The following is a 17,733-nucleotide window of genomic DNA, read 5'->3' as shown; positions in this document are numbered from 1 at the left end:
TGGGGAGGCTGCCTGATGAACCCGCTTCTCTTCTCCCCAGATTACGCGGCGAACCGTCTAGATTTCCTCGATCCGCGTCAGCCGTATGCGCTGTTGTTCGGCGGCTCCAGAAGGCGTGGTGGAGAAATAACGCGTCAAGTTGAACGACCGGCTTCAACCTATGAATGCGTCGTCTTCATATTTGGCTCCGAGGTCCTCCACGCTCCATGCCAGTTCGCGTGCGTGATCTGCCGTGATGCGAAGCAGGTGGAGGTAATCCTCCACTATGTTGGCGGGAGGTGCGAGCCCCTGTATCTGTACGCCATAGGCTCTTTTGACCACTTTGTTCAACCGATCCAGCCACTCACCGAAACGGTATCGCCAGTCGGCGGTGTGGACGTCATAGAGGTCGACCGCGCCGGCTTCGTCGAAGATCAGCAGCAGCTTCGTGACCCGAGTTGCTGCATGATCGAAATTGGCATGCCAGTCCGGTTGGAAGCCTTCTTTTTCAGCCTTTTGTTCTTCAACCTGCTTCAAAAGCTGAGCAGCACTCTCGGACCACGATTTCAGGCTATGGCCAGCCGCCACTGCGCGCCGAACGCGGGCTCGATCTCCACGCAATGTAAGCTGGAGCAGTTGTTGGTGGCGGATCTGTTGTCGTTCGTCCGAGCGCTGCATCTGAAAGATAGTCATTCGCGCTGCGAGAACCGCAAGCACACCAGTTGCGAGCGTCTGCCAGCTTTGCAGATCAAAGCCGGCCGAAAACTGGTCAGACAGAAACCCCATCGCGAACGCGCCGACCAGAAACGCGGTGATTACGCCCATTGCGCCCATTCGATGCTCCAACACGTGAGCGCCGACGCTAGCATAGATCAACGATCGGCCGGTGGCTTATTCGTCTTCCCAGATCACTCGGCGCACCGTCCTGATTTCCTTGATGCGCGTCATTCGTATGCTCTGTCGATCGGCGGCAGACAGTATCTTGATGTCCGAGCGCATCATGTCGCCTGTGCCGCAACGCTGGCAGCGCAATCGCCGCTCAATGCGATGGCACTCGACCGGGCCGAACAGACGGATGAAGTCTCTTGGATCGTAGTAGCGCTTGCGCCGGCAACCGACGCACCATGTGACGATCGTCTGCCCGAGCTTTTCGGCATCATCGAGTGTGAAGACCTCTCTACCCATGGGAACGAATTAGGAACGAATTCTTGTTCCGGTCTACCAATCGGAGGTTGTGCGTGATGAGCATGCTTTCACACACAATGCCCATTCATCTTCGCGTAGCAGTCTTGGAGGATGCGCTTGCACGAGTCTGCGGTGCACGTGGAGGAAATGATCTTCGGCGCAACGATGAGGGCGACCGAATTCTCTCGGTCTACGACTACAGCACGCCTAGCACCCACGGAGGGGTTGTCAGTGTTTCACTGAACCTTTCTGCTATCGCTCGCGATCTGGAGCGCGAATTATCATGAGTGCTCTAGCTGCCATGCACGTCGCGAAGAAACAGCTCGGCCTGGACGAGGAGACATATCGCGCCGTCCTCGTCCGCGTGACCGGCAAAGAGTCGGCCAAGACGATGTCGGAAGCCGAGCGCAACCGTGTCGTTGAGGAGTTTCGCAAACAGGGCTTTAAAAAGGCTTCGAAAGCCGCTTCACGCGCATTTGACGGCCCCTTTGCGAAGAAGCTTCAGGCACTCTGGATCGGCGCATGGAACCTCGGCCTCGTCCGCGATCGGGGCGACCAGGCGCTGACGACATTCATCAAGCGGCAGACGGGTATCGATGCCGCTCGATTCCTGCGCAACGCTCACGATGCAGCTCATGTCATTGAACCGCTGAAGGCGTGGATGGCGCGCGATGCCGGCGTCGACTGGACGGTCGACCGGCTCATGCCGACGTTCACGCAGATCGACGGTTACCGGATCGCCCGCGCCCAGTTCAAGATTTTGCGCCGACAGCATCCGGACTTCGCCCGCTTCAACGAGCTGCAGAGCTGGATGGTCGAAGCTCTCGGCCAGGGCCGCTTCGCGTCTTCGACCTCGGCCGAGGATTGGATCGGCATCATGAACACGCTCGGCAAGCATGTGCGCGAGGTGAAGGCATGAAGCCCATTCACATCACCGATCACGCCATGCTGCGTTATCTGGAACGGGCGCACGGCCTCGATATCGAAGCGGTACGTCTTCACTTGGAAAAGCGCGCGGTGAACGCGGTTCGCCTCGGCGCAGTCGCTGTGACGGTCGAGAACGTCAAGCTTGTCATCGAGCATCACAAGGATGAATCGGCGACGGTCACGACGGCCCTGCGCTCGAAATGGCACTCCGCCAGAAAGATGAAGCCATGAGCCGCCGTCGCCGCGTCGGCCGCGTGAAGATCGATTTCAGCGAAATCGAGAAGATGGCGGCAAAGGTTCTGCCGGAGGTGGTGCTCGGCAGGGATCGCGAACTTGGATGGGTGTTGTCGCGAAAGTCGTCGCTGCATCGTCGGAAGGACGGGACTTATACCCTATCGCTGATCTGGAAGTCCGGCCCATGCATGTCGCTGCACTCGACAGTGCGCGGTATTCGGTTCGGGGCCGCCTGATGGACTGGCCATTTGATCCTCTTGTCCCCCTGAAATATGGCGCGATCCTCGCCGATCCGCCGTGGTCGTACGCAATGCGATCGAAAAAGGGTTACGAGAAGAGCCCGGAAGCGCATTACACGACCATGTCCGAGGCGGAGCTTTGTGCTCTTCCGGTCGGTCATCTGGCTCATCCCGATTGCTTCTTGTTCATGTGGTCGACGTGGCCACATCTGCCGCAGGCGATGCGCGTCATGTCAGCCTGGGGATTCACTTATAAGACCGGTGGCTCCTGGACGAAGACGACGCCCAGCGGCAAGCGCGCATTCGGCACCGGCTACGTGCTTCGCTCGTCGACGGAGCCGTTCCTGATCGGCACGATCGGTGAGCCCAGGACACGCTCGAAATCCGTTCGCAATCTCATCGAGAGCCCGCGCCGCGAGCATTCCCGCAAACCGCCGGAAGCCCGCGCCATCATCGACCAGCTGTTTCCTGATCAATTCGCATGCGAGCTGTTCGCCCGCGAGCCGTGGCCCGGCCGTGACGTCTGGGGCAACGAACTGCAAAAATTCGGGACGGCCGCATGAGCGACGATCTCGACCGGGCGTGGCTGTCGCCGCTTTTGAACCGCATTGCCGATATCGCCGGCATGCGCGCGGCGCTGCTCATCGGTCAGGAGAAAGCCTGTCAGGAAATTTACATCCCTCGGCGTTTCGGTGCTCGCCATTGGTTGCCGAAGCTGATCGGACAAGAAGCAGCTGAAAAGCTTGCCGCCGAGATGGGCGGTTCGAAGCTTGTCGTTCCGCCTGCTCTTGTCGGCCAGAAACGGCAGCGCGCACGTGCCATTGCCGAAATGAACGCAAAAGGCTACTCAATCAGCCGGATCGCCGCCGGCGTTGGTGTGGCAAGATCGACCGTCTCGCTTCATCGCAGCCGCACGCGCGATGAAGAGGACACCCAGGGCAAGCTGCTCTGACGAGCTTGGCTATCTGATTTAGGATAGCATACAGCAGGTGGGACGTAGTCCAAAACCGGACCCTAACCGGGTTCGCGCTATGCTTCGCAAGAAAACCACCCTTCTCGTTGGTCATGTCACTGCCACGCCTCCGTCCATGGACATCGGCGTGAGGGAAGTGCGAGCCATGCACTTGGCCTTGGGCTGGCGTGATACCGGCTATCAGACGATCATCCGGCGCAACGGCATTATCGAATTCGGCCGTCCGATGGACGAGGTCGGCGCACATGTCGCCGGGTTCAACTCGATCGCGGTGGGCGTTGCTCTGGTTGGCGGCGTCGATGCGCGTGGCCGCGCGGAGAACAACGCCACCGATGCGCAGATGTATGCGCTGGAAGCGCACCTGTTCGAACTGTCTGACCGCTTTCCGGACGCGAAGGTTTGCGGCCACCGCGACCTGTCTCCTGACGCCGATCTGAACGGCATCATCACCCGGTCCGAATGGGTGAAAGAGTGCCCGTGCTTCGACATCATTCCATGGGCCGCGTCCAAGGGGCTTCGGCCGGCAGATATTCGCGGCGAGTGGACCATTGCCGCACCGCTGCCGAACATGAAGCCCGTCCCGATCGGCCCTGACACGCGCGATGCCTACCTGCAGCGCCTGCTTTTGCGTGCCGGATACCAGTTCGGTCCGGTCGACGGGATCGTCGGTCCTCGCACCCGCGCCGCAATCCGCGCCTTCCAAATCTGGGCCGGTCTCACCGTCGACGGCAACTTCGACGTTCCCACGGTCGCCCGCTTGCGCGGCCTTTTCGAGTAGGACCTCCGATGCTCATCAGACATTTCGCTTCCCTCATCACGCTGGCGCTCGGCGTCGGCCTCATCTTCCTGGCGATCATCTTGCCGGCGGCGGCGCAGACGATCATCGACGCCGGACCGGCAGCCTTCGCCATCTGGGACTTTGTCACGCCGATCGTCGCGCTCGTCCTTCTCGGTATTGGTCTGTGGCTGGCCTTGAAACTCGCCAGTCTGATCGGGCTGAAGATGGACGCGTTTCACCGCGCTGCAGTTGAAAGCGTCCTCAACCGTGCCATCGGGTTCGCGATCGTGAAAGTCGGCGATCGGGCGCGGGCCGGCATTCCGATCGCAGTCAAAAATCAGGCGTTGGCTGTCGCGGCCGACTATGCGTTGCGCAGCATTCCCGGTGCGTTGAAGTATTTCGGGAAGTCGCGCGACGATGTCATCGAAATGATCGAGGCGCGCATCGAGGACGCCCTGGTAGACGATGACAGCCAGGTCTCGGCCCCCGTAACCGCTACGGGTCAGTAGGGAGGCCATGGTGCAGGAAGACTTTCGCGCGCGGGCGGCCCGCATCCTTGCTGACGTTTTACACCACGATGCGGCTCGGCCCATCGAGTGGCTCAGCCTTCTGGCGCTGCTCGGTTGGCTGCAGTTCCTCTTGACGCAGCCGGAAGAATTCTCGCTGCCGAGATACGCAGCGTTTTCCGCTCTTCCGCCGAATGGCTGGGCTTGGATCATCGGCGGGATCGTGACCGTACAGCTGCTCGCATTCTGGCCGTCGCGCCTCGCTGGCACGCTGCGTTTCATTGCAATGGCGCTCGCGGCCGGCATCTGGACAACAATCGCAATATCGTTTTGGTCTTCGGTCTCGACGGCGCCGATCTCGGCACGAACCAACACCGTCATCGCCATGGCAGTCTTTGTGACGGCCATTCATCTCGGCCTGCGGCGGCAGGAGTAAGAGATGGACCAGTTAATGCGCTTTGCGATGGAGCAAGCGCCGGCGGTGAGCGCCGGCGTCATCCTGACCGTGTTCGTGATGACGTTCATCCTGAAGGCGACTGGCTTCTCGCTTATCGGAGACAAGGCCAAAGTGGTCGATGGTGCGAAGATGACGAATGTCTCGGCCGGCGTCGACGTCGTTCGCCAGCAACTAAGCGATATCGACAAACGTCTGGTCGCCGTAGAGCAGGATCTTCAGAACCGGCCGACGAAAGAAGACCATCATCGTCTGGAGCTGTCATTCACGCGTCTCGAAGGTGAGGTGCGCTCGACCAACATCACCGTCCAGGCGACGGCGAACGGCGTCTCACGCATCGAAGAATTCATGTACAGCGCAGCCCAGCGCCAGCGTGGAGGCGTGGCCTAGTGTTCTCCGGTTTCGACGATGTTTACGACCAGTCGGCACGCCTCGCCACTCTTCGGCTGCTCGCCGAACAGAACGACTATCGCCTGTCGGATTCGATGATCGATGATCTTTTGGCATCGCGCTTCGCGATCAACCGTGGCCGTGGATATGTGCGAACGCAGTTGGCCTGGTTGGAGAATTCAGCCGGCGCGATCAAGTGTCATCAGGAGGCCGGCGTCGTCATCTGCCAACTGACGCAAGGCGGCGTCGACCACGTCCTACGCCGCCATGTCATTCCGGGGATCAAACGTCCCGGTGCCGGACCCTACTGAGACGAGGAGAAAACGATGAACGACCCATTCGTGACCGAGGCGCGCCTTGCGATCCTCGGCGAACTTAACAAGCAACCGGATGGCCGCCTCAACGAGGTCATCCTCGACAATGCGCTGACGTCGCTCGGCTTTGGCCGGAGCCGTGAGTGGCTGCGAACGCAACTGCGCAAAATGGAGGAGCTGGGAGCCGTGCGCCTGACCGAAGCCGGTCCGGTCCTTGTCGTCGCCATCACCAGCACCGGCCTCGAACATTTCGAGCGCCGCTCCAACATCGACGGCATTGCCGCACGGTCGCGGGGCAACTGACATGAAGGCCCGCGAGCGCCGCGTCCTCGATTCGCTCGACCTCCTGCCAGAGGATTGCCAGGACGATGTCGTGTGGGCGCTCGCCCAGCTGAACGGGCGCGAGCGCACGCAGGCTGATATCCTGTTCGAGCTGAATGACCGGCTCGCGGTCAAGGGGCAAGGTCCGGTCTCGAAAAGCGCATTCAGCCGGCGATCCGTTCGCCTGAAGCGCCGTGCCGACCGCATCGCCGAGCGCAACGCCATCTATGCCGGCATCGTCGACAAGATCACGCCGGAGACCATGGCCGAGCAGGACATCGTTCTTGGCGAACTCCTGAAGACACTGATTGACGAGCTGATTGACGAGGCGCGATCGCCCGAGGACGTGAAGGAGCTGGCATCCGCCTACAAGCAGACGGTCGCCGCACAGCACCTGTCGGCGAGCCTGAAGGAAAAGGCGATGAAGGCGGCTGAAAAGAAGCTGGAAGAGGCCGTGAAAAGTGCAACCGACGAAGCCGGCAAGGCCGGACACGTTGTCGATTTGGAATCGGTCCTCGGTCTCATCCGCAAAGCGTATCGGGGTGAATGATGGCATCGCCGATCCTCTACCCCTATCAGCGCCGCTGGCTCGAAGATCAGTCGCGATTTAAACTCGGCAAGTTCGCCCGCCAGACCGGCAAGACCTTCACCACGACGCTGGAGAGCGTCGACGATTGTTTCGAACACGTCGTCAAACAGGCGCGAACCCGATGGGTGATCCTGTCGCGTGGTGAACGCCAAGCAAAAGAGGCTATGGACGAGGGCGTCAAGATCCACGCCAAGGCTTACGGCCTGCCGTTTCAGGAACTCCCGGTCGAATACAGCATCGGCGCGGTCACGTACAACGCGCTCGAACTGGTCTTTCCGCATGGCTCCCGTGTGACGGCGCTGCCGGCAAATCCGGACACGGCACGCGGCTTTTCCGGCAACGTCTTTCTCGACGAGTTCGCCTTCCATCGCGATTCCGCTGCAATCTGGAAAGCGCTCTTTCCGGTCATCTCGGCCGGATGGAAGCTGCGCGTCACGTCGACTCCCAATGGCAAGTCCGGCAAGTTCTATGAGCTGGACACGGCCGATGACGATACCTGGTCGCGCCATTCGGTCGATATCTATCAGGCGGTGGACGATGGCCTGCCGCGCGACATCGAGGAGTTGCGCGCCGGCCTCGCAGACGAGGATGCCTGGGCGCAGGAATACGAGCTTAAGTATCTCGACGAGGCGAGCGCCTGGCTGTCCTATGACCTCATCACCTCATGCGAGGAGCCCAGTGCCGGCGATCCGGACGGCTACCAGGGCAACGTCTGCTTCGTGGGCGTCGATATCGGCCGGCGCGAGGATCTGTTCGTCATTCAAGTGCTGGAGCAGATCGGCGATGTGTTGTGGGATCGCGAGCGTATCGAGCTGAAGCGCGCTACGTTCGCCTCACAGGACGCGGAACTGGATGCGGTCATGGTGAAATATCGCGTCGGCCGTGTCTGCATGGATCAGACGGGAATGGGCGAAAAGCCGGTGGAAGATGCCCAGCGCCGCTACGGCGCGAGCCGCGTCGAGGGCGTGCTGTTCACCGGCCCGAACAAGCTCGTCATGGCGACTGCCGGCAAGGAGCGGTTCGAGGACCGCACGATCCGCATCCGCGAAGGCGACGTGAAGCTTCGCTCGGATCTGCACAAGCTGCGCAAAGTCGCCTCGGCGACAGGCGCGCCGCGGTTCGTCGCCGAACGCGACGATGACCATGCCGATCGGACCTGGGCGATGTTCCTCGCCGTCAACGCCGCCGGCGGCGCGCAGCACGAATATACGTACAAGCGCGCGCCGTCGCGCCGCGATCCCTATGCGGAAAACGACCGTGAAGATCGCCGGCCCGGTCGGCGCGAGCGGAGGATCTTCTGATGGCGCTTCTCGACCAGTATGGCCGCCCGATCGACACGTCGGCGCTGAAGCGCGAGCAGGCGGCACCGACGACGGCCGGCATCCGTCGTCATGATGCGCTCCATCCAGCCGCCGGCCTGACGCCAGGGCGGCTCGCCCGTCTCTTGCGTGCGTCGATCGAGAACGATCCGGAGCAGTATCTCGCCCTTGCCGAGGACATCGAGGAGCGCGATCAGCACTATGCGAGCGTGCTCGCCACGCGGAAGCTGCAGGTCGCGGGCCTGGAGATATCGGTCGAGGCCGCCGATGATGACAAAAAATCGATCGAACAGGCCGACCTGATCCGCGAAGTCATCGGCCGTGACGCCTTCCAGGCGGAACTGCGCGATATTCTTGACGCCCTCGGCAAGGGCTTCTCCGCGACTGAAATCCTCTGGGACACGTCGGAAGGGCAGTGGCGACCGGCGCAGCTCAAATGGCGCGATCCGCGCTGGTTCAATTTCGACCGGATCGACGGCGAAACGCTTCTCCTGCGTGAAGGTGGCGAGGACGTACCGCTGAAGCCGTTCGGCTGGATCGTCCACTACGCCAAGGCGAAGTCCGGACTTCCCATCCGTGGCGGTCTGGCCCGCGGCGCGGCCTGGGCGTTCCTGTTCAAGGCCTTCACCGTCAAGGACTGGGCGATCTTCTGCGAGGCCTATGGCCAGCCGCTGCGCCTCGGCAAATACGATTCGGGCGCAAGCGAGCAGGACAAGGAAATTCTGCTTGAGGCGGTAACGAATATCGGCACGGACTATGCGGCGATCGTGCCGCAATCCATGACGATCGATTTCGTCGGCGCGCAGCTTGCCGGCAATCATGAGCTTTACGAAAAGCGGGCCGACTGGCTCGATCGCCAGATCTCCAAGCTCGTCCTCGGCCAGACCGCGACGACGGACGCGATCGCCGGCGGCCACGCGGTCGGGAAGACGCATGACAGGGTGCGCGAGGATATCGAAAAGGCGGATGCGATCCAGCTGGCGGCCACGATCAACCGCGATCTCGTCCGCCCGCTCATTGACCTGAACCACGGCAGGCAGAAGGCCTATCCGCGTATCCGGATCGGCAGGCCCGAGGACGTCGACCTCGACAAGTTCATGAGCCGGGTCGACAAGTTCGTCCGGCTCGGCGGCGAGGTCGGCATGTCGACGGTCCGCGACAAGCTCGGCCTGCCCGATCCGGGCAGGGATGAAAAACTGCTCGGCCGACCGGCTGCGTCCGGCGCGGAACCGGAGAAGCCTGAGCCGGGATCACAAGCAGCGCTTTCGACCAGGCTGAAGGAAGAGGATGCCGTCGACGATGCGGCGGCCGAGGCCGCCTCGGACTGGGAGCCGCTGATCGCGCCGATCGTCGAAGGCCTGTCCGAAAGGCTCGCCGAGGCCACCACGATCGAGGAGGCGCGCGAAATCCTCGCCGCGCAGCTCGGCACGATGGACATATCGGTTCTCGCCGAGCAGCTCGCCCGCGCCACCTTCGCCGCGCGGCTTGCCGGCGAGGTCGACGACACGCTGACGGATTAGGCCATGGCCGTCGACCTCATTCCGCTGCCGCCGGCCGACGCGATCCGTGCGCTTGAACGTCGAGGCCGCGCGCTGCATCCGTCGTTCTCCTGGCAGGATGCGTGGGAGGAGGAACATGCGGCGATGTTCACCGTCGCCCGCTCGGCCGGTTTCGACGTGCTGAAGGATATTCACGACGCGCTTGAAAAGGCTTTGAAGGAAGGCCGCACCTTCCGGGACTTTTCGAAAGAGCTGACGCCGGTCCTTCAGGATAAGGGGTGGTGGGGCAAGAAGCTGGTCGAAGATCCGGCGACGGGCGTCCCGGTACCGGCGCAGCTCGGCAGCCCGCGACGGCTGGAAACGATCTTCAACACCAACATGCGCGTCTCTTATGCCGCCGGCCACTGGTCAAGCTTCGAGCGGAACAAGGCGCTACGGCCTTTCCTGCGCTACGTGCACATCGATCCGAACCTCCTCAATCCGAACAGCCGCGCCCATCATGCGCGCCAGCACAATGTCGTTCTGCCGGTCGATCATCCCTATTGGAACACATGGGCAACGCCGAATGGATGGGGATGCCGATGTACTCTGCAGAGCCTGTCGCAACGCGACGTCGACCGGCTGCAGCGATCCGGCGAGAAGCTCCAGTTCGAGCCGCCGGAAGACACGTTCCGCAGCTTCGTCAACCGACGCACCGGCGAGATCAGCCGTGTCCCGGACGGGATCGATGCCGGCTGGGCGTACAATCCAGGAAAGGCGGGGCACCGCGCCTCGGCGCTCATGGACCGGCTGGCCGATGCGCCGCCCGAACTGGCGACTGGATATGGCGGCGACAAGCTCGCCCGTGCGATCGACCCTGAATTCACTGACTGGATCGGACGCATATCGCGCGGCGAGCGGGTGGATCGCGCAGTCCAGGTCGCTGGTGTCCTCGACAAGCATGTGCTCGATGAGCTGGGAAAACGCGGTATCCAGCCGCAATCCTCTGCGATCACGGTTTCCGAGCGTGCGGTTCGTCACGCGCTGCGCGATGTGAAGAAGCGCCGTGGAGCTGCAGCGCCGGCCGATATTCTCGCACGCATGCCGGATATCTTCGCAGCGCCGAAGGCCATCCTGCGAGATACGCGTGACGGCAAGCTGCTCTACGTCTTCGACCTGCCTGGTGAAAGCGGCCGTGCGGGCAAGCTCGTCGTCGAGGTGGATTTCGTCCAGAAGATCCGTGAGCAGGGTTCGAAAGCTCAACGCGTCTCGACCAACGCCTTCCGCACCGCTGGAATCCTGACGCGAAAGGCTCTGAAAAACTCAGTCTACGAAGTCATTTCCGGTGCATTGTGAAGAACTGGTCGCCGAGGGGGTACGTCACCTTCCCCGTAGCAGTTTCGCCGCTGACGCGACCAACCGAACCGGACCGACGATTTCCCGGTTGTCACGGCGACCACATCCAATATAGCTCTTGCAGGCAGAAATGGGAATAGAAGGCCGTGAAGCCGCATTGCAGGCTCCAGCGGCCCGATGTAGCATCAAAACCGTTCGTGGCGTTTCTACCCCCTTTGAAGGTACTTTGACGCCCGACTTATTCTCCCGCGTAATGAAGGCATCCGACCCGGCAGTGATCTGAGCACCGGGTGACTGATCGGGCGTCCGAATTCGGACTGCCGACGCTGACCGCCGATCGCGGCTAGATCGGCGCATGTCGAAAACCACAACCACCGTCGCAGCACTGGCCGCTTCCCTCGTTCCGCTTTCCGCAGATATCGCGGCGGGTGGCGCGTGGGTGCAGCTTTGCCCAGCCGGCACGTTCCGTGCCCGCGACGGCCGCGGTCCTTTCGACGCCGGTCACGCCGAGGCGCTGCAGGCGATCGTCGACCGCACGCTGCAGATCGCCGGCACGACGGAACTGGTCGTCGATTACGATCATCAGTCGGTCTTTGGCGCGAAAGACGGCGTCGGCGGTACCGCCAAGGCGGCCGGGTGGATCAAAGAGCTTCAGGTTCGTGCTGACGGTATCTGGGGCCGGGTCGAATGGACCGCTGCCGCCGCCGAGGCGATCCGTGCTCAGGAGTACCGTTACCTCAGCCCGGTTCTGATCCAAGCGAAGAGCACCGGCAAGGTGCTCGCCATCCGCATGGCCGCCATCACCAATACACCCGCGCTCGACATCGCCCAGGTTGCGGCGAGCGCGGAAGATTTCTCGATCGACGACGCGTCCGAACAGGGAGAACCCATGGACAAGATCTTGAGTGCCCTCGGCCTTGCCGCGGGCAGCGGGGAGGATGCGGCTTTGTCCGCCATCCAGGACCTGCACAAAAAGGCCTCGACGGTGGCGCTCGCCGCCGGCGTCGCCGAGACTGCCTCGGCCGATGAGGTCGTCGCCGCCTTCAACGCGAAGGCGACTGCGAAGCCAGACCCGGCGCAGTACGTGCCACTGGCTGCAGTCACCGAACTACAGGGTCAGGTGAAGACGCTCCAGCAGGCGCTGTCGGCCGACAAAGCCACCGCAGCCGTCGAGAAGGCAATCTCGGACGGCAAGCTGACGCCCGGCCTTCGCGCGTGGGGCATGGAGCTTGCGAGCAACGATCTGCAGAAGTTCGAGGCGTTCACGGCAGGCGCGCCGGTCCTGACCGCTTCGCAGGTCACGCCGAAACCTACCCCGAAAGCTGGCGAGCCGACCCCGCTCGACGGCGGTCAGGCGGAGGTCGCCCGCGCGCTTGGCATCGATCCGGCCGAGTACGCCAAGACACTGACGGCCGAGGCCGCGAACCAGGAGACCCTCTGACATGGCTGCGCTCACCAAGGGACGCAACACGACGGCGCGCTCCGGCGACATGACCGAACTGCCGGCAAAGGCCGGCGTCCGGGTCTTCGCTGGCGCGATGGTGGCGGTCGACGCCACCGGCCATGCGGTGCCGATGGCAACCGCCGACAATCTGCGCGGCCTCGGCCGCTCGGAAAACGAGTTCGACAATCGTGAAGGCGCTGACGGCGACATCCTCGTTCGCACGGGCCGCGGCATCTTCAATTTCGACAACTCGGCCGCCGCCGACGAAATCACCGCAGCCGATATCGGCTCCGATTGCTACGGCGTCGACGACCAGACGGTCGCCCTCACCGATGGCGGCGGCACGCGGTCTTTCGCCGGCAAGATTCATGACGTGGACGCCGCCGGCGTCTGGGTCGATTTTCGCTAGGGCTTTGCCATGAAGATCACTTCTCCCAACCTCAACGCCCTGCGCGTCGGATTCAAGACCAACTTCCAAGGCGGTCTTTCGCAGGCGGTATCTCAGTATGCGTTGATCGCAACCGTCGTTTCCTCGTCGACCCGTGAGGAGCGCTACGGCTGGCTCAACAAGATGCCGGGCGTGCGCGAGTGGATCGGTGACCGCGTCGTCCAGAACGTCTCCGAGAGCGATTACGCGATCAAGAATCGCTCCTTCGAGTTGACGATCGGCGTCGATCGCGACGACATCGAGGACGATACGCTCGGCACCTACGGTCCGCTCTTCACCGAGATGGGCATGTCGGTCGCCGCCTTTCCCGAGCAGCTCTGCTTCGATCTCCTGAAGAACGGCTTTTCCGAGCGCTGCTACGATGGCCAGTATTTCTTCGACACCGATCACCCGGTTCTCGATGCGGAGGGCAAGACCGTATCGGTCTCGAATACCGGCGGCGGCTCTGGAACGCCGTGGTTTCTCTTGTGCACCGGTCGCGCGATCAAGCCGATCATCTATCAGGTGCGCAAGCCGTTCGACTTCGTCTCGCTCGACAGCCCCGACGATCCGAACGTCTTCCGCAAGAAGGAATTCCAGTACGGCGTCGATGGCCGCGCAAACGCCGGCTATGGCTTCTGGCAATTCGCTTACGGTTCGAGGCAACCGCTCACGCCGGAAACCTACGAGGCCGCTCGCCTCGCCATCACGAGCATGAAGGGCGACCACGGGCGTCCGCTCGGCCTCGTGCCCGACACGCTTGTCGTTCCGCCGGCGCTGGAAGGCTCGGCGAAGGGCATCCTCCAGTCACAGCTCGTGAATGGCGGCGAGAGCAACAAGTGGGCTGGCACAGCAAAGTTGCTGATGTCGCCCTGGCTTGGCTGACGCGCACCTCCTCCCGCGCGTCAGCAAAACCCGCCGGCGTTCCTCGTCTCGCCGGCGGGTCTTTCGCAAACGGTCACCGACCGCTTCCGCAAGACCCGAAGGAACCCGCCAAATGGACGATCTTACCCGCATCAACGGTATAGGCGCGGCCACGACCAAGCGCCTCAACGCTGCCGGCATCACAACGTTCGAGCAGCTGGGTAGCGCTGCCGTTGGGCAGCACGGCGTCAAAGCCGAGTGGATCTACGAGGCGGCCAAGTTCATTGCAGCCAAGGATACCACCGCGAGAGAGGGCGACGGAGACGTGCCGGATACGGGCGTCTCCGTCGTGCCGCCCCAGCCCGAGATAATCCCCCCGAGTGAAACCGTGAGCGGGGCTGGCAATCCGGTCAGCCCCGCCGCGAGTATCGACCTCGGCGACATCAGCGATGCCGATCTGGCTGCGATCGATGCGGTTATCACCACGGCCGAGGACGATTTTCAGCGCCTCTATCCACGCGTCTGGGCTGCCGTCTCGGCCTTCCAGGCGCAGAACGGTGACGCCACGCCCGTCATCGCCCGCATCGTTTCTTCGCGCCCTGGCTTCCGGCGTGCCGGTATCGCCCATTCCGATCGGCCGACCGACCACCGCGTCGACGTGATCGGCGTCGATGCGCTCGAACTCATCCTTGGCGAGCCGATGCTGAAAGTGGAGTTCCTCTGATGGCCGCAGACGAGGATTCGAAAACGCACGAGATTGCGGCAGGCCAGCTCCGTTCATTCATCGAGCGCATCGAGCGCCTGGAGCAAGAGCGCGTTGCCCTCGGCGATGACATCAAGGAGGTCTACGCCGAGCTTAAGGGCACTGGCTTCGACACCGGTGCCGTGCGGCAGATCATTCGGCTGCGCAAACAGGACCCTTCGGAGCGGCAGGAAGCCGAGGCGATCATCGATCTCTACCTCAATGCTTTGGGGATGGCGTGATGATGCGCTACGTCACGACAGAAGGGCTCATCAAGCGTTACGGCCGTGACGAACTCGTCCAGCTCACCGATCGCGAAAACATTCCGCCGATGGAAATCAACGAGGAAGTCGTCGAGCGCGCGATCATAGACGCCGGCGGGCGCATCGATGGGTATCTCGGCAAGGTCTACAAGCTGCCGCTGACCGTCGTTCCGGACATCCTCTCGAAAGTCGCTGCAGATCTCGCACGCTATTACCTGCACGGTGACGCGGCCGAGAAGGACACCGTCGTCGCGATCAACTATCGCGGCTCGATCGACTGGCTGCGCGACGTCTCGCGCGGCCTCGTCGATCTCGACATCGAGGGCGTGAAGCCGGCGCAGTCCGGCACCGGCGCGATCAAGGCCAAGCGCTCCGATCGCGTCTTCACCCGTGACAGTCTGAAGGGCGCGTGATGGCTGTCCCAGGCATCCAGATACGCGTTGGCGAGGACACGACCGGCCCGGCGCTGGAAAGGCTGATCCGCGTTGCGGGCGATCCGTCCGCCATCATGTCGGCGATCGCCGGTTTCATGGTCACGGCCTCACAACAGCACATCGAGCGCGAGACAGGTCCGGGCGGCAAGTGGCCGCGCCTGTCGCCGCGCACCGCTAACAAGCGCCTCGGCCGCTCCAACCGCCGGCGCGGCTACGATCACATGCTGCGCGTTACCGGCCGGCTCTATTCATCGATCACTGGTGACAGCGGTCCGGACTTCGCGGTCGTCGGCACGAACCTCGACTATGCCGCTGCCCAGCAGCTCGGCGCGAAAATTCAGATGCCCGATCGTCGGCAAGACATTCACTTGTCGACCGGCAAGGGCCGTCGCCGGTTCGTTCGCAAAGCGGCAAAGCGCAAGGAAACCCGCAACGTCGCGGTCGGCGCGCACACCATCACGATCCCGGCGCGGCCGTTCCTCTACCTGACCGAAACGGAGATGACCGAAATCCTCGCCATCGCCGCCGAAGGCCTCGAACTGGAGGGTGCGCAGTGAGCATCGATCGCTTCTTCCAGGATCAGATCAACGGCATTTCGCCCGCCGTCTTCCGCATGGTCGGCAGCGCAGCCGACTTCTCGCTGATCAGTGACGCGCCGAAGGCCTTTCCGGCCGCATACGTACTGATCGAGGAGGAGGCCAGTTCGGCCAACGAGCGGGCGACCGGCGGTCCGGTCATGCAGATCTGCGAGGTCGACGTGGCCGTCGTCATCGTGACGAAAGCCATTGCCGACACGACAGGTGCGGCCGCCGCTGTCCAGATCGGTGCGCTTAAGAGCGCCGTTCGCAAAGCACTCATCGGCAAGGTGATCGACGCGGATACCGGAATTCCGATCGAACACGTCTCGGGCGAGTTGCTGCGCGCACGCTCCGGCTGGGTCTGGCACCGCGAAGTCTTCTCCACCGCCATCATCATCGAGGAAGTCGAATGACCGACAAGCCCTACGAAGGCCGCAGCGGCGGTCGCTACACCAAGTCCGGCAAGAGCCAGAAGGCGAAGCTCGTCGAGCGCACCCAGCCGTCCGATGGGCCGGAAATAGCCGCCGCGCCCCAGCCGGAAGCCGTGCCGCCCGCACCCGCGAAGAAGGAAGACTGACCATGTCGAAGATGTACTGGCGCAAGCTTGCGCTTCTGGCGAAGGTCGAGGCCACCTACGGCATCGATGCCGCTCCGACGGGTTCGGCCGACGCGATCCTCGCCGTCGACGTCAATTTCACGCCGCTGGAAGGCGGCGAGGAAAACCGCGATCTCCTGTTGCCGTATCTCGGCAACCAGGGCGTCATCCTGACCGGGCTTTACGGCCGGCTCGAATTCTCGGTCGAGGTCGCAGGTGCCGGCGCGGCCGGCGACGTTCCCGGCTACGGCTCGCTCCTGCGCGGTTGCGGCCTTGCCGAGACCGTCACGGCCGGCACGGAAGTCGAATACGCGCCGGTCTCGAACGATTTCGAGGCCGTCACTCTCTATTATAACCGCGACGGTGTCCGCCACGTCCTGCTCGGCTGCCGCGGCAACGTCTCGGTCGAGTTCACGCCGCAGCGCATCGCCCGCTACCGTTTCAACTTTATCGGGTTCTCGGGCACCGTCACCGATCAGGCTCTGCCGGCCGTCGACGTGACGAAGTTCCAGACGCCCGTCGTCGTCACCCGTGCGAACACGACGTTCTCGCTTCACGGCTATGCCGGCCCGACAGAGCGCATCTCGATCGACCTCGGCAACCAGGTCGAGCCGCGCCTCCTGATCGGTTCGGAAAGCGCCGAGACCGTCGATCGTCAGGCCAGCGGTTCGGCCGTCCTCGAAGCGCGACGTCTGGCGACCATCAACTGGGATCAGATCGCGCGTGGTCACGAGACCGGTTCGATGGCGCTCGTTCACGGTACCGCCGCCGGAAACATCGTCTCGTTCACCGCGCCGCGCGTCCAGATCGGCCGCTACACCGAAGGTCAGACGCAGGGGATCAAGAACAACACTTTGCCTCTGATGTTCATGCCCGACGCCGGTGATGACGAGCTGATCATCACGGTGCGCTGAACACGCCTTCGAAGGCGCTTTGAAACGAGTTCGACGAGGAGACCTGCAAAATGAAGTTCAAGCTTGCCGATACGCACACCTACTGGTGGCCGATCAAGGTGAAGATGCCTGATCCGGATCAGGCCGGTAAGGTTCTGGAATTCGAATTCTCGATGCAGTTCGAATCCGTGCCGCTCGATCAGGCGCGCGCCGAGGACAAGGCGATCGCTGAGTTAGCGCCTGCAGAGCAGACCGGCATGCGGCTCGACCAGATGATGAAGCGCTGCCGCGGCTGGCGCGACGTCGTCGGCGATGACGGTGGGGACATACCGTTCAACGAGACGAACCTTTCCCGCGCGATGCAATCGTCGTGGTTCCGGATGGGCGTGTTCCGCGCGTTCGACGAGTCGCTGGTACCGGGCGAGGCCCGAAGGGGAAACTGAGAGAGGCC

28 protein-coding genes are annotated in these 17,733 nt (G+C 62.8%); 26 read left to right on the top strand and 2 right to left on the bottom strand.

Features of this window, described 5'->3' with window-relative positions:
• Positions 1-153 precede the first annotated feature (153 nt).
• Positions 154-813: a hypothetical protein gene (locus tag ACX82Z_RS11410; protein WP_459588846.1), complete on the bottom strand. Its 660-nt coding sequence runs from the start codon at positions 811-813 to the stop codon at positions 154-156.
• Positions 814-870: 57 nt separating this feature from the next.
• On the bottom strand, positions 871-1,164 hold the full coding sequence (locus tag ACX82Z_RS11405) for a hypothetical protein (protein ID WP_459588845.1): 294 nt from the start codon (positions 1,162-1,164) through the stop codon (positions 871-873).
• Positions 1,165-1,447: 283 nt separating this feature from the next.
• Here ACX82Z_RS11405 and ACX82Z_RS11400 point away from each other — a divergent pair, with 283 nt between their 5' ends.
• From ACX82Z_RS11400 to ACX82Z_RS11275, 26 genes are all read left to right on the top strand, one after another.
• Positions 1,448-2,083, top strand: coding sequence for a regulatory protein GemA (locus ACX82Z_RS11400; RefSeq protein WP_459588843.1), 636 nt, complete (start codon positions 1,448-1,450; stop codon positions 2,081-2,083).
• Positions 2,080-2,322, top strand: a complete 243-nt coding sequence (locus ACX82Z_RS11395; RefSeq protein ID WP_459588841.1) for a hypothetical protein — start codon at positions 2,080-2,082, stop codon at positions 2,320-2,322. Before ACX82Z_RS11400 ends, ACX82Z_RS11395 begins: the two co-directional genes overlap by 4 nt.
• Positions 2,319-2,561, top strand: a complete 243-nt coding sequence (locus ACX82Z_RS11390) for a hypothetical protein (RefSeq protein ID WP_459588840.1) — start codon at positions 2,319-2,321, stop codon at positions 2,559-2,561. Before ACX82Z_RS11395 ends, ACX82Z_RS11390 begins: the two co-directional genes overlap by 4 nt.
• Positions 2,561-3,127, top strand: a complete 567-nt coding sequence (locus ACX82Z_RS11385; RefSeq protein WP_459588838.1) for an MT-A70 family methyltransferase — start codon at positions 2,561-2,563, stop codon at positions 3,125-3,127. The genes ACX82Z_RS11390 and ACX82Z_RS11385 overlap by 1 nt, the downstream gene beginning before the upstream one ends.
• Positions 3,124-3,516 carry a hypothetical protein gene (locus ACX82Z_RS11380; RefSeq protein ID WP_459588836.1) on the top strand — a complete coding sequence of 131 codons (393 nt, stop codon included), beginning with the start codon at positions 3,124-3,126 and terminating at the stop codon, positions 3,514-3,516. The genes ACX82Z_RS11385 and ACX82Z_RS11380 overlap by 4 nt, the downstream gene beginning before the upstream one ends.
• Positions 3,517-3,595: 79 nt before the next feature.
• Positions 3,596-4,315, top strand: a complete 720-nt coding sequence (locus tag ACX82Z_RS11375) for a peptidoglycan recognition protein family protein (protein ID WP_459588834.1) — start codon at positions 3,596-3,598, stop codon at positions 4,313-4,315.
• Between the two features lie 8 nt (positions 4,316-4,323).
• Entirely contained in the window at positions 4,324-4,824 is a 501-nt protein-coding gene (locus ACX82Z_RS11370; protein WP_459588832.1) for a hypothetical protein, read from the top strand.
• Positions 4,825-4,831: 7 nt separating this feature from the next.
• Complete coding sequence (locus ACX82Z_RS11365; RefSeq protein WP_459588831.1) at positions 4,832-5,257, top strand: hypothetical protein; 426 nt, start codon at positions 4,832-4,834, stop codon at positions 5,255-5,257.
• Positions 5,258-5,260: 3 nt separating this feature from the next.
• Complete coding sequence (locus ACX82Z_RS11360) at positions 5,261-5,665, top strand: DUF2730 family protein (RefSeq protein ID WP_459588829.1); 405 nt, start codon at positions 5,261-5,263, stop codon at positions 5,663-5,665.
• Positions 5,665-5,976, top strand: coding sequence for a VpaChn25_0724 family phage protein (locus ACX82Z_RS11355; RefSeq protein WP_459588828.1), 312 nt, complete (start codon positions 5,665-5,667; stop codon positions 5,974-5,976). Before ACX82Z_RS11360 ends, ACX82Z_RS11355 begins: the two co-directional genes overlap by 1 nt.
• Positions 5,977-5,991: 15 nt before the next feature.
• The gene (locus ACX82Z_RS11350) at positions 5,992-6,282 is read left to right on the top strand and encodes a VpaChn25_0724 family phage protein (protein WP_459588826.1); all 291 of its coding nucleotides are present in this window, start codon (positions 5,992-5,994) and stop codon (positions 6,280-6,282) included.
• A 1-nt stretch (position 6,283) separates the two neighbouring features.
• The gene (locus ACX82Z_RS11345) at positions 6,284-6,850 is read left to right on the top strand and encodes a phage protein Gp27 family protein (protein ID WP_459588824.1); all 567 of its coding nucleotides are present in this window, start codon (positions 6,284-6,286) and stop codon (positions 6,848-6,850) included.
• A complete protein-coding gene (locus ACX82Z_RS11340) occupies positions 6,850-8,190 on the top strand; it encodes a terminase large subunit domain-containing protein (protein ID WP_459588822.1) in 1,341 nt (446 codons plus the stop codon). The genes ACX82Z_RS11345 and ACX82Z_RS11340 overlap by 1 nt, the downstream gene beginning before the upstream one ends.
• Complete coding sequence (locus ACX82Z_RS11335) at positions 8,190-9,728, top strand: DUF935 domain-containing protein (protein ID WP_459588820.1); 1,539 nt, start codon at positions 8,190-8,192, stop codon at positions 9,726-9,728. Before ACX82Z_RS11340 ends, ACX82Z_RS11335 begins: the two co-directional genes overlap by 1 nt.
• A gap of 3 nt (positions 9,729-9,731) precedes the next feature.
• On the top strand, positions 9,732-11,042 hold the full coding sequence (locus ACX82Z_RS11330) for a phage head morphogenesis protein (protein ID WP_459588819.1): 1,311 nt from the start codon (positions 9,732-9,734) through the stop codon (positions 11,040-11,042).
• Between the two features lie 355 nt (positions 11,043-11,397).
• Positions 11,398-12,483: a phage protease gene (locus ACX82Z_RS11325; protein ID WP_459588817.1), complete on the top strand. Its 1,086-nt coding sequence runs from the start codon at positions 11,398-11,400 to the stop codon at positions 12,481-12,483.
• 1 nt (position 12,484) lies between these two features.
• Positions 12,485-12,895 carry a hypothetical protein gene (locus ACX82Z_RS11320; RefSeq protein WP_459588816.1) on the top strand — a complete coding sequence of 137 codons (411 nt, stop codon included), beginning with the start codon at positions 12,485-12,487 and terminating at the stop codon, positions 12,893-12,895.
• 9 nt (positions 12,896-12,904) lie between these two features.
• On the top strand, positions 12,905-13,798 hold the full coding sequence (locus ACX82Z_RS11315; protein WP_459588814.1) for a Mu-like prophage major head subunit gpT family protein: 894 nt from the start codon (positions 12,905-12,907) through the stop codon (positions 13,796-13,798).
• 112 nt (positions 13,799-13,910) lie between these two features.
• Complete coding sequence (locus tag ACX82Z_RS11310) at positions 13,911-14,501, top strand: hypothetical protein (protein ID WP_459588813.1); 591 nt, start codon at positions 13,911-13,913, stop codon at positions 14,499-14,501.
• Complete coding sequence (locus tag ACX82Z_RS11305; RefSeq protein ID WP_459588811.1) at positions 14,501-14,761, top strand: DUF2312 domain-containing protein; 261 nt, start codon at positions 14,501-14,503, stop codon at positions 14,759-14,761. Before ACX82Z_RS11310 ends, ACX82Z_RS11305 begins: the two co-directional genes overlap by 1 nt.
• Positions 14,761-15,195 carry a gp436 family protein gene (locus ACX82Z_RS11300; RefSeq protein ID WP_459588809.1) on the top strand — a complete coding sequence of 145 codons (435 nt, stop codon included), beginning with the start codon at positions 14,761-14,763 and terminating at the stop codon, positions 15,193-15,195. Before ACX82Z_RS11305 ends, ACX82Z_RS11300 begins: the two co-directional genes overlap by 1 nt.
• Positions 15,195-15,773 carry a phage virion morphogenesis protein gene (locus tag ACX82Z_RS11295; protein ID WP_459588808.1) on the top strand — a complete coding sequence of 193 codons (579 nt, stop codon included), beginning with the start codon at positions 15,195-15,197 and terminating at the stop codon, positions 15,771-15,773. Before ACX82Z_RS11300 ends, ACX82Z_RS11295 begins: the two co-directional genes overlap by 1 nt.
• A complete protein-coding gene (locus ACX82Z_RS11290; RefSeq protein WP_459588806.1) occupies positions 15,770-16,207 on the top strand; it encodes a phage tail terminator protein in 438 nt (145 codons plus the stop codon). The genes ACX82Z_RS11295 and ACX82Z_RS11290 overlap by 4 nt, the downstream gene beginning before the upstream one ends.
• On the top strand, positions 16,204-16,371 hold the full coding sequence (locus tag ACX82Z_RS11285; RefSeq protein ID WP_459588804.1) for a hypothetical protein: 168 nt from the start codon (positions 16,204-16,206) through the stop codon (positions 16,369-16,371). The genes ACX82Z_RS11290 and ACX82Z_RS11285 overlap by 4 nt, the downstream gene beginning before the upstream one ends.
• A gap of 2 nt (positions 16,372-16,373) precedes the next feature.
• Positions 16,374-17,303, top strand: coding sequence for a phage tail tube protein (locus ACX82Z_RS11280; protein WP_459588803.1), 930 nt, complete (start codon positions 16,374-16,376; stop codon positions 17,301-17,303).
• Between the two features lie 50 nt (positions 17,304-17,353).
• Entirely contained in the window at positions 17,354-17,725 is a 372-nt protein-coding gene (locus ACX82Z_RS11275) for a hypothetical protein (RefSeq protein WP_459588801.1), read from the top strand.
• The last annotated feature ends 8 nt before the right edge of the window (positions 17,726-17,733 follow it).

The sequence above is a fragment of the Aliihoeflea sp. PC F10.4 genome (genome assembly GCF_054612275.1).
The sequence above is the reverse complement of the archived record's forward strand: the minus strand, read 5'-3'. Positions and strand labels throughout refer to the sequence as shown.